At 71.3% G+C, this 10501-nt stretch carries 7 protein-coding genes and 2 pseudogenes; 5 read left to right on the top strand and 4 right to left on the bottom strand.

Annotated features, from left to right (window positions below; genetic code table 11):
* Positions 1-2076 (top strand): annotated as a pseudogene (locus CCL05_RS42000) (beta galactosidase jelly roll domain-containing protein); the annotation flags it as partial.
* Positions 2077-2199: 123 nt separating this feature from the next.
* Positions 2200-3270 carry an NHL repeat-containing protein gene (locus CCL05_RS41995; RefSeq protein WP_086565788.1) on the top strand — a complete coding sequence of 357 codons (1071 nt, stop codon included), beginning with the start codon at positions 2200-2202 and terminating at the stop codon, positions 3268-3270.
* A 17-nt stretch (positions 3271-3287) separates the two neighbouring features.
* Here CCL05_RS41995 and arfA read toward each other — a convergent pair whose 3' ends face one another.
* From arfA to CCL05_RS41975, 4 genes are all read right to left on the bottom strand, one after another.
* Complete coding sequence (arfA, locus tag CCL05_RS41990) at positions 3288-4802, bottom strand: arabinosylfuranosidase ArfA (RefSeq protein WP_086565787.1); 1515 nt, start codon at positions 4800-4802, stop codon at positions 3288-3290.
* An 80-nt stretch (positions 4803-4882) separates the two neighbouring features.
* Positions 4883-5737 carry a carbohydrate ABC transporter permease gene (locus CCL05_RS41985; RefSeq protein ID WP_086565786.1) on the bottom strand — a complete coding sequence of 285 codons (855 nt, stop codon included), beginning with the start codon at positions 5735-5737 and terminating at the stop codon, positions 4883-4885.
* Positions 5734-6675 (bottom strand): carbohydrate ABC transporter permease, encoded by a 942-nt coding sequence (locus tag CCL05_RS41980; RefSeq protein WP_086565785.1) that lies wholly within the window; start codon positions 6673-6675, stop codon positions 5734-5736. Before CCL05_RS41980 ends, CCL05_RS41985 begins: the two co-directional genes overlap by 4 nt.
* The gene (locus tag CCL05_RS41975; RefSeq protein WP_086565784.1) at positions 6672-8030 is read right to left on the bottom strand and encodes an extracellular solute-binding protein; all 1359 of its coding nucleotides are present in this window, start codon (positions 8028-8030) and stop codon (positions 6672-6674) included. The genes CCL05_RS41980 and CCL05_RS41975 overlap by 4 nt, the downstream gene beginning before the upstream one ends.
* 237 nt (positions 8031-8267) lie before the next feature.
* Between CCL05_RS41975 and CCL05_RS41970 the strand changes: the two genes are divergently transcribed.
* From CCL05_RS41970 to CCL05_RS41960, 3 genes and pseudogenes are all read left to right on the top strand, one after another.
* Positions 8268-8885: a toxin-antitoxin system, toxin component family protein gene (locus tag CCL05_RS41970; protein ID WP_208641740.1), complete on the top strand. Its 618-nt coding sequence runs from the start codon at positions 8268-8270 to the stop codon at positions 8883-8885.
* Complete coding sequence (locus CCL05_RS41965; RefSeq protein WP_086565783.1) at positions 8882-10102, top strand: MAB_1171c family putative transporter; 1221 nt, start codon at positions 8882-8884, stop codon at positions 10100-10102. Before CCL05_RS41970 ends, CCL05_RS41965 begins: the two co-directional genes overlap by 4 nt.
* Positions 10099-10501, top strand: a pseudogene (locus CCL05_RS41960) (pyridine nucleotide-disulfide oxidoreductase); the annotation flags it as partial. The gene CCL05_RS41965 and the pseudogene CCL05_RS41960, both read left to right, overlap by 4 nt.

The raw sequence follows: 10501 nt of genomic DNA, 5'->3' as shown, positions 1-10501 counted from the left end.
GGACGAAGGGCGGGGCCACGGCCAGTCCGCGCACGCCCGGGTTCGTGCCCGAGTTCGGCGGGGGCTGGTTCGACCCGTGGGGCGGGTCCTGGTTCGACGGGAAGGGCTACGCCGAGGCCCGCCGGACCCGGGACGCGGCGTACGAGCGGCGCTTCCACCTCACCAACCTCGCCAACGGCATCACACTGCACAACGTCTACATGACGTACGGCGGNNGTCTACACGTCGTACGACTACGGGGCCGCGTTCGACGAGGCCCGCAACGCCACCCCGAAGCTCGCCCCGATGCACCAGCTCGGGCAGTTGCTGCGGTACGTGCCGGACCTCGCCAGGCTGAACCGGGCGAAGGCCGTACGCGCCGCCGACGAGCGGATCAAGGTCTACCACCTGGCCAACCCCGACACCGGCGCCCACTTCTACGTCCTGCGCAACGACTCCGGCGAGGCGGTGTCCTCGACGCTGCCGGACGCCGGGATCGACGTGCCGGTCACGGTCCCGGCGCGGGACGCCAAGCTGATCGCCGCCGGGCTGAAGCTCGGGCAGCGGACGCTGGTGCACGCCACGGTGCAGCCCATGCTGAGCCTGACGGCCGGACGGCAGGAGATCGCGGTGTTCGCGGGCCGGCGGGGCGATCTGGCGCAGGTCGTACTGGACTGCGCGGACGAGCCGACGCCCATGCGGCTGGACGCGGAGCCCGCGTGGTCCTGGAACCTCGGCAAGCTCAACGTCACCGCTCCGCTCGGCGCCGGCGGGCTGAGCCGGGTGCGCGTCGAGGGCGACGGCGTGGACACGCCGATGCTGCTGCTGTTCGCCGACGACGCGACGGCCCTCAGGCTGTGGCCGTACGAGACGCCGTCCGGCCCGCTCCTCGTCTACGGCCCGGCGCTGCTGCGGTCGGCGAAGCTGCGCGGCTCCACGGTCCACCTCACCGGCGACACCATCGGCCAGACCGGCCTGGAGGTGTGGGGGCCGCGCGGGATCACCCATGTCACGTGGAACGGGCGCCCGGTGCCCACCCGGATCAGCGCCTCCGGCAGTCTGCTGGCGCTGCGCCCGCTGCCCGGCGTGACCCGGCCGGCCCTGCCCGCCCTCGCAGGCTGGCGGCGGCGGACCGAGAACCCGGAGGCCGAGCCCGGCTTCGACGACGCCGACTGGACGGCGGCCGACCGGAAGACGTCGTTCAGTACGACGCCCGTGCCCGACGGGCAGCCCGTCCTGTTCGCCGACGACTACGGCTTCCACTACGGCGACGTCTGGTACCGGGGCGAGTGGAGGGACGGACCCGACCTGGAGTCCGTGTCCCTCGACTACAGCACGGGCACGCAGGGCCTGCTGATGGCCTGGCTGGACGGCGAGCCGCTGGGCACGCACCGGATGCCGGTGCCGGACAAGGACCGGGCCCGGCAGGGCACCTGGACGGCGAAGGCCACCTTCGCCCTGCCGAAGAAGTTCCGTGAGGACCAGGACGAGCGTGCCGACCGGCACGTGCTGTCCGTGCTCGTCCGGCGGATGCAGCACGACATGGACGGCACGGCACGCGACACGCACAAGGCAGCGCGCGGGCTGACCGCCGTCACCTTCGAGGGCGCCTCCCCGAAGGTGACGTGGCGGATCCAGGGCGCGTCGGCGCCCGATCCCGTGCGCGGGCCGATGAACAACGGCGGGCTGTACGGGGAGCGCGAGGGCTGGCATCTCCCGGAGTACGACGACGGGGACTGGAAGGACGCCGAACTGCCGCGTGCCGACCGGCGGCAGGGCGTCACCTGGTACCGGACGGACTTCCGGCTGGACGTCGACCCGGGCGTCGACGCCTCGATCGGGCTCGTCCTCGACGACGACCCGAAGCGGGCCTACCGCGTCCAGATCTTCCTCAACGGCTGGAGCATGGGCCAGTACATCAACGACGTAGGTCCGCAGCATACGTTCGTGCTGCCGAACGGGATCCTCCGCACACGTGGTGCCAACACACTGGCGTTGGCGGTGTTGTCCGACGGGACCACACCGTCGGGGCCGGGGGAGGTGCGGCTGACGCTGCTGGGCGCGGCGGCGGGAGGGGTGCCGGTCACGCCGGTGTGACCGGATCGAGCCGTCCGTGTGCATTGCCTTCTCCGGCGGGCTGGGCCACCGTTTGGCCTTCCAGCTGCCGACAGGGAGGGGAACCTCGTGCGAAGACGGCGTTTCATCGGTGGATTAGGCACAGTGGCCGGGGCCGGGCTCGGGCTCGCCCCGCTGCGGGACGGAACGGCTTGGGCGGCTCCCGGTCTCCTGGGTGAGGCCCGCGAGTGGCAGGCCGTCGCCGCCCCGGAGGCCGCCCCGGCGGCCCAGTTGCTCGACGTCGCGGCCGCGGGTCCGGGCCTCGCCTGGGCCGTGGGCGAGGAGGGCCGCTACGGCAGTGCCCGGGGGACGACGCTGGCGCTCGTGTGGGACGGCACCGCCTGGCAGCGCACCGGCCCCGGCTTCGACGGCTATCTGGGCTCCGTCGCCGCCGCGTCCGACGGCCGCGCCTGGGCCGTCGGCACCGACACCTCCCGCACCGCCCGGCTGCTCGCCTGGGACGGAACGACGTGGCGGGAGGCCGACTTCCCCGGGCGCGGGGCGCCCGGTACGTCCCTGGCCGCCGTCACGACCGGCCCCCGGGGCCACGTCTGGGTCTCCGGCCGCAGCAGCGACGGCTCGGTGCTGCTGCACGGCCACCGGGGCACGTGGACCTGGCTGGAGGCACCCCCGGCCACGACCACCATCCCGCCCTACGGCATCCACCGCGCGCCCTGCGGCGACATCTGGGTCTACGGCAGCGAACTCGTCGCCCGCTGGGACGGAACGGCCTGGACCACGCTGCCGGCGCCCGGCGGGATCCGTGCCGGCTTCACCGGGCTGCTTGCGGTCGCCCGCGACGACATCTGGATGACCGGCTACGACTACGGCGTCGGCGGCCCGCCCGGCAAGCCCCCCGGCGTCCGGCTGCTGCACGGGGACGGCACCGGCTGGGAGTACGTCACGGCACCGTTCGGCGTGGGAGTGCTGACCGGCATCGTGGGCGACGCTCAGGGGCGTCCCGACCGTATCTCCGGGTGGGACTTCTGGGACCAGACCCGGGCCCACTACCTGCGCTGGGACGGCACGGCGTGGGTGAGCGAGCGGGGGCCGGTCGCCACGACCCCCGTCGTCATGAACGCCCTCGCTCCAGTGCCGGGTTCGGGTGGCTACTGGGCGGTGGGAGCGACGTCGACCATGCCGTCCACCTCCGCCCAGCCGCGCATCGAACGCTGACCGGTCCGCCCCGGCCGTCACGCCAGCCGGATCACGTTCCAGGACAGCGGCTCCAGGACGGTGCTCAGCGTGCCGTCCTGGAGTGCCGTGCCCTCGCCCGGGTGCGGGGCGACCCGCTCGGGGGCGTCGAGGGTGTTGCGGGCGTCGGGGTCGGCGTCCGCAAGGACGCTGTGCTCGACGACCCGGGTGAGGTCGAGGCCGTTCAGGGCGACGTCGAGCGGGAGGGCCTCGGTGCGGCTGCGGTTCACCGCGAAGACCGTGACCGTGCCGTCCTCGGCGCGTACGGCGGTGGCGTGCAGCAGGTCCGTCTCGCCGTACTTCTTCGTCTCGTACGTCGGCGAGTCCACACGGACGTCGAGGACCTGGCCGCGGCCGTACCGGCTCGCCTGCGCGAACGGGAAGAACGTGGTCTGCCGCCAGGCCGGGCCGCCCGGCTCGGTCATGATCGGCGCGATGACGTTGACGAGCTGGGCGAGGCAGGCGACCGTGACGCGGTCGGCGTGCCGGAGCAGGGCGATGAGGAGCGAGCCGAAGACGACCGCGTCGGTGACGCTGTAGTTGTCCTCCAGGAGGCGGGGCGCCTCGGGCCAGTCGTCCTGCTCGAAGGTCTTCGCGTGCGACTCCCACTCGGGCAGGTACCAGACGTTCCACTCGTCGAAGGAGAGGTTGATCCGCTTCTTCGACTTGAGCTTCGCGCCCACGTGGTCGGCCGTCGCGACGACGTTGTCGATGAAGGACTCCATGTCGACGGCGGAGGCCAGGAAGGAGTCGATGTCGCCGTTCTCGGGCCAGTAGTAGGCGTGCAGCGAGATGTAGTCGACGAGGTCGTACGTCTCCTCCAGGACGGTCGCCTCCCACGCGGCGAACGTCGGCATGGACTGGCTGGAGGAGCCGCAGGCGACGAGTTCGACGCCGGGGTCCATCTGGCGCATGGCCCGGGCCGTCTCGGCGGCGACCCGGCCGTACTCCTCGGCGGTCTTGTGGCCGGTCTGCCAGGGGCCGTCCATCTCGTTGCCGAGGCACCACAGCTTGATGCCGAAGGGGTCCTTGTCGCCGTGGCCGGCGCGGAGGTCGGACAGGGCGGTGCCCTCGGTGTGGTTGGCGTACTCCTGGAGTTCGAGGGCTTCGGCCACGCCTCGGGTGCCGAGGTTGACGGCCATCATGGGTTCGGCCTGGGGGCCGATCTTGCGGAGGAAGTCGATGTACTCGGAGAGGCCGAACCGGTTGGTCTCCGTGGAGTGCCAGGCGAGGTCGAGGCGGCGGGGGCGGTTCTCCGCGGGGCCGACCGAGTCTTCCCACTTGTAGCCGGAGACGAAGTTGCCACCGGGGTAACGGATGGCTGTTGCGCCGAGTTCGCGGACCAGTTCGAGGACGTCTGTGCGCAGGCCCTTGTCGTCGGCTGTGGGGTGGTCGGGTTCGAAGATGCCCGTGTAGACGCAGCGGCCGAGGTGTTCCACGAAGCTGCCGAAGAGGCGGGGGTTCACTTCGCCGACTGTGAAGGCGGGGTCGAGGGTGAAGCGGGCCTTGTGCATGTTCGCCTTTCGAGGTGCAGTTTCGTCTTCGGGTGGTTTGTGGCTGGTCGCGCAGTTCCCCGCGCCCCTGGGTTGGTCTACTACTGCCCTGCCAAGCCGGTGTGCGCGACGCCCGCCACTATCTGGCGTTGGAAGAAGACGAAGACGATGATCAGGGGCAGGCCCGCCATCAGGCCGCCGGCCATGAGCTGGGCCCACTGGATGCCGTAGGAGTTCATGACGGTCGCGATGCCGTTCGGCATGGTCATCAGGTCGGGGTTGTTGGTCACCATGTACGGCCAGAGGAAGTTGTTCCACGAGGCGATGAACGTGAAGATGCCGACCGCGGCGAGGGAGGGACGGGAGAGCGGGAGGACGATGGTGAAGAAGACGCGCCAGCGGCCCGCGCCGTCGATGAAGGCGGCCTCCTCCAGTTCGCGCGGGATGCCCTGGAAGAACTTGTAGAGGATGTAGACCATCGCGGCGGGTGCGCACTGCGGCAGGATCATGCCCCAGTAGGTGTCGACCATGCCCATCTGCTGGACCGTGGTGAACAGCGGCACGCCCAGGACGGCGGGCGAGATCATCAGGCCGGCCATGACCAGGCCCATCAGGGGCTTCTTGCCGCGGAACTCGGTGCGGGCGAAGCCGTATCCGGCGAGTGCGCTCACGAGCAGCACCACGGACGTCACGCAGACCGAGACGGCCACGGAGTTGACGAACCAGTTGGTGATGTTGCCGGTCTCGAAGAGGGCCTGCCAGGCCTGGCCGGTCCAGACCTCGGGGAGCCAGTGCGGCGGGACCTCCACCGCCTCGGTCTCCGACTTGAGGGAGGTGAACAGGGCCCAGGCGAAGGGGGCCAGGAAGGCGGCCGAGACGGCTGTGCCGAGGAGGGTCAGGATGATCTGGCTGGGGGTCCACGGCTTGCGGGACTTCACCGGTACGGCGGTGGTCATCGGGCGCTCTCCTCACGGTTGCGCAGCAGCCACATCCGGGCGAGGGCGACGGCCGCGATGATCACGAAGAAGATGACGGAGATCGCGGAGGCGTAGCCCACGCGGTAGCTGGTGAAGCCCTCTTCGAGGGTGAACTGGACGAAGGTGCGGGTCGATCCCTCGGGCCCGGGGAGGAAGTCCATCATCACGACGGCCTGGTCGAAGACCTGCAGCGAGGCGAGGATCTGGAGGGCGACGACGAGGCCGGTGATGTTGCGCAGCATCGGCAGGGTGATGTGGACCATGCGGTGCCAGGCGTTCGCGCCGTCGAGCTTGGCCGCCTCGTAAAGGTGGCCGGGGATGCCCTGGAGGGCGGCGAGGTAGAGCAGGAAGCTGAAGCCGACCGTCCACCACAGGGTCTGGATGACGATGGCGAGCATCGCGTACGACTTGTCGGTCAGCCACGGCGTCTCGATGCCGAAGACGTAGTTGATCATTCCGGTGCCGGGGTTGAAGAGCCACTGCCACAGGTTGGCCGCGACGGTGGACGGCAGCAGGAACGGGGCGAAGAAGCACAGCCGCCACAGCCACTTGCCGCGCTCGATGTGGTGGGCGAGCATCGCGAGGAGGAAGGCGAGGACCGTGATGCAGGGGACGACCATGAGCGTGAAGAACGCGCTGTGGCCGAGGGAGTCCCACATCAGCGGGTCCTTCAGGGCCTCACGGTAGTTGTCGAGGCCGATGAAACGCGCGCCCTCGCCCGAGATGTTGGCATCCGTGAAGCTGAGCCAGACGCCGCGCAGCAGCGGCCAGATCACGAAGAGCGCGAACAGCAGGAGGAACGGGGCCACGAACCAGCCGCCGTGCTGGAAGCCCTGCGGCCGGCGGATGGTGGCGCTGTCGGCGGCGGTTCTGGCGCGGGCGGGTGCGGTGATGGTCTGGGCGCTGGTCGCCGTCATGCGGCCGCACCTCCTTGTGCGGCCGTGCGGCCGTCCATGGGGTTCTTCATGGCGAGCAGCTGGGTGAGGGTGCTCTTCATCCGGCGGGCGGCGGTCTCCGGCTTGGCGGAGCCCAGTGTCGAGGCGACGACGATCGGGCCGACGCGCTGGGCGAGGATGCCGGTGGAACCGGCGAACCACACCTTCGGCTCGGTGGCCTGGTGGTCCATGGCCGACACGTACTCGCTCTGCGGGTTCAGCGCCTTGTACGCGGCGGTGGACAGGGTGGGCGTGTACGCGGGGATGTGGCCGCCGGCGGCCCACTGCCGGGCGTGCCGGACGACGTAGGCGGCGAGCCGGTGGGCGGCCTCGTCGGCGGGGCCGCCGCGGTCGGACTGGTGCGGCAGGACGAAGGCGTGCGACTCCGCGTGGGTGGCCGGCTTGCCGAAGACGGGCGGCAGCGGGGTGGCGCCGTAGTCGAGCTTCGCGCCGGAGAAGACCGGCACCGACCAGTTGCCCTCCCAGACGAAGGGGGAGCCGTTGAGGAACTGCTCGGCGCCGGCGGCCCCGGCGAAGCCCGGGTCGGCGTACCCGTCGGTGATGTGCCGGCGCAGGAACTCCAGGACCTGGGTGGCCTTGCCGGTGTCGAAGGTGACCTCGGTGTTGGCGGCGTTGAACCAGGTGCCGCCGAGCTGGGTGTAGAACGCGACGAAGAACCACCACTGGAAGTTCTGGTCGTTGACCCACAGGCCGATGGTCTGGAGCCCCTTCTTCGTGGCCCGCTTCGCCTGCTTCAGCACGTCGAACCACTCGTCGGGGGAGGTGACGGGCACCATCCGGCCGTCGTCGCCGAGCAGGCCCGCCTTCTTCAGCACGTCCTTGCGGTAGAAGCAGAGCTGGACGTGGATGTCGAGCGGAAGGGCGTAGAGCTTGCCGTCGATGACGGCGCGCTTCCACAGGGCGGGGTTGAAGTCCGCTTCCCGCACGCCGTACTCGGCGAGCAGGTCCACGTCCCAGGGGTCCAGGAAGCGGCCGGGCGAGAAGCCGGTGACCCGGCCGAGGTGCATGACGCCCAGGTCGGGGGCGCGGTTGCCCGCGGCGGCCATGGCGAGCTTGGTGTAGAAGGGGCTGCCCCACTGGAGGGTGGAGTCCTTCACGGCGATGTCCGGGTGAGCCTTGCGGAAGGCGTCCAGCATCGCGATCATGTTGGATCCGTCGCCGCCGCTGAAGAGGTTCCAGTAGCGCACGCGGGTGTCGGCGCCGGTGGCGAGTGCGTCGGCGCCCGTGCCCAGCGCGGCGAAGCCGAAGCTGCTCGCGACGAAGAGCCCTCCGAGCCCGCCGAGGAGCTGCCTGCGATTCAGGTCAGGTCGTCCCATGCCCTGCCCTTGCTGTCGTGTTCGATATATCGGAAGGTGCTCGTGACTTCGAACGGGACGGTAAGGAGAAAGCGCTTGCACGTCAATGGTCGGCCCAGAACTTTGCCCAGGGCTTTCGGGCAGAAATGGTCGTTCTCCGTTGAACTACGGGCGTCGAATCGCATGACGCGAAACCTTTCGGGCGCGTAGTCTCGGACCCGCTGCCAAGCCGCCGGGCGGCGGTCAGAAGGGGGAGTGATGGGCATCGCGGGCGCGCGGACCGGAGCCCGAGTCACCGCCGTGCTCAGGCGGTCGCGGCGTGGTTCCGCCATGCGCCGCCTGGCCGCCGAGCTCGCCGCCGCGGTCCGGGCGCGGGAGCAGGTCCCGGACGGCGTACGGTCGTTGTGCCGGGCGCTGTGCGAGGAGATGAGCACGCGGCGGGGCGGGCGTCCGGTCGAGCTGCGTTTCGAGCGGTTCCCCGACGAGATCGAAGTGACCGGCCTGTGGGTGGAGTTCCATGACTTCGACCTGGTCATCGTCGAGGAGCGGGCCGAGGCCGTGCAGCAACTGGTGATCCTCGGACATGAGTTGTGGCATCTGCACGCGGGGCACCGCCACCACCACGTCGCCGGGACAGCGGCGGCGAGGGCCCTGGACCGCGAACCCGGCTGGACGTCCGTGGCGCTGACGGTGGCGGCCCGGGACGGCTCGCGCGAGCGGGACGAGGCCGAGGCCGACGCGTTCGGGCACCGGCTGGCCGCCGCCTTCCGCTCCTTCGCGGACCGCACCGTCGCGGACGAGCCGGACGCCGCGCTCGACCCCGTGCGGCGGTCGATGGGCTACCGCGGACACGGACGCGGAGGCGGCGTGCGATGACCGAGGCACGGGACGTCCTCGGCACCTTCTCCATCTCCTTCTGGCTGCCGATCGGGGCGCTGACCGTCGCCCTGGTGATGAAGCTGCCCAGCCTGGTGAGGATGTGGCGGGACCCGATGCTGCGGGCCGTCGGCGGGCTGCTGCTGTTCGCCTGCGCCGTGTTCGTCTTCGCGTCCCCGTCGGTCATCGGCTGGACCAACCGCGTCACCGGCGTGCCGAACATCGCGGCCCCGCTGGTGTACTCGCTGCTCACCGCGCTGTGCGCGTCCTGGCTGCTGCTGATCGTCGCCTGGCGCAACGGCCTGGCCGACCGCTCGGCCTCGACGCGCCGCGCCGCCCGGTGGGTCGTCTTCGCCTACGCGGGAGTGGTCGTCGCCCTGTGGGTGCTGTTCTGGCTCGCGGACGTCCCTGTGGAACGCCGCCGGGACCTGGACACGTACTACGCCACCACGCCCTTCATTCGCGAGGAGATCCTGCTCTATCTCCTCGCGCACACCGTGGCCTGCTCGGTCACGGCCCGGCTGATCTGGAACTGGGTGCGCACCGACGGCCTCGACGCCTGGCTGCGCTGGGGCCTGAGGTTCCTGGGCGTCGGCTACGCGACGAACCTGCTGTTCGACGTCGCCAAACTCACCGCCGTCATCGCCCGGATGACCGGCCACGACCTGGACTGGCTGAGCACCTACCTGGCGCCCTCGGCCGCCTGCCTGTCGGCCACCATGGTCGCGATCGGCTTCATCATCCCGCACGGCGGCCAGTACCTGCACGAGCGCTGGCGCATCCGGCTCGCCCACTGGCAACTGCGCCCCCTCTACCTCCTGCTGCGCACCGTGAACGGCGCCGGCGCCCCCTTCGCCCCGCGCGCCACCGGCGAACTGCGCCTGATCCGCCGCGAGACGTACATCCGCGACGTGCTCCTCCAGCTCTCCCGGCACCTCGACGAGGACCTGCGGGAACGCTCCTGCGCCGCGGCCCTGGACCTCGGGTTCGAGCCCGGCCGGGCCAAGGCGCTGGCCGCCGCCGTCACGATCCTGGACGCCGTCGCCGCGCGGGAGCGGGCCCCGCAGGCCGACAGCGCCGCCTCCCCGTCCGGCCCCGACACCGCCTACCTGCTCCAGGAGATCCAGGCCGTGGCCCTGGCCCTGCGTCACCGCGACCACATCGAGGCGGTACGCTCACGCGCGGCCGCCCCCGGGAGAGAGAACGCCCGCGCATGACTGACCGTCCCACCCCCGCCAGAACCGCCGTCGTCCTGGGGGGATCCCACTCCGGCATGCTCGCGGCCCGCGCCCTGGCCGACGTCGCCGACCGGGTCGTCGTGGTGGAGCGCGACGCGCTGCCCGCCGCTCCCGGCCCCCGCAAGGGGCTGCCGCAGGCCCGGCACGCGCACATGCTCTGGTCGGGCGGCGCGCGGGCCATGGAGGAACTGCTGCCGGGGATCACCGGGGCACTCCGGGACGCCGGGGCGAACCGGCTGCCGGTCACGACGGACGTCGTCGCCCTGGGGACGCGGGGCTGGTTCCGGCGCTGGGCCGAGTCCCACCACGTGATCCTCGCCGGCCGGGACCTGCTGGACGCGACCGTCCGCGCCCGGGTCCTGGCCGATCCGCGGATCG

The sequence above is a fragment of the Streptomyces africanus genome, assembly GCF_002150735.1.
Taxonomy (GTDB): Bacteria; Actinomycetota; Actinomycetes; order Streptomycetales; family Streptomycetaceae; genus Streptomyces; species Streptomyces africanus.
This window is presented reverse-complemented; position numbering and strand designations above follow the sequence as displayed.

What these genes read in the sequence shown, in the direction of transcription:
- CCL05_RS41980 (WP_086565785.1), bottom strand. Translation starts at nt 6,675, where the DNA reads ATGACGGCGACCAGCGCCCAGACCATCACCGCACCCGCCCGCGCCAGA.
- CCL05_RS41970 (WP_208641740.1), top strand. Translation starts at nt 8,268, where the DNA reads ATGGGCATCGCGGGCGCGCGGACCGGAGCCCGAGTCACCGCCGTGCTC.
- arfA (WP_086565787.1), bottom strand. Translation starts at nt 4,802, where the DNA reads ATGCACAAGGCCCGCTTCACCCTCGACCCCGCCTTCACAGTCGGCGAA.
- CCL05_RS41965 (WP_086565783.1), top strand. Translation starts at nt 8,882, where the DNA reads ATGACCGAGGCACGGGACGTCCTCGGCACCTTCTCCATCTCCTTCTGG.
- CCL05_RS41985 (WP_086565786.1), bottom strand. Translation starts at nt 5,737, where the DNA reads ATGACCACCGCCGTACCGGTGAAGTCCCGCAAGCCGTGGACCCCCAGC.
- CCL05_RS41975 (WP_086565784.1), bottom strand. Translation starts at nt 8,030, where the DNA reads ATGGGACGACCTGACCTGAATCGCAGGCAGCTCCTCGGCGGGCTCGGA.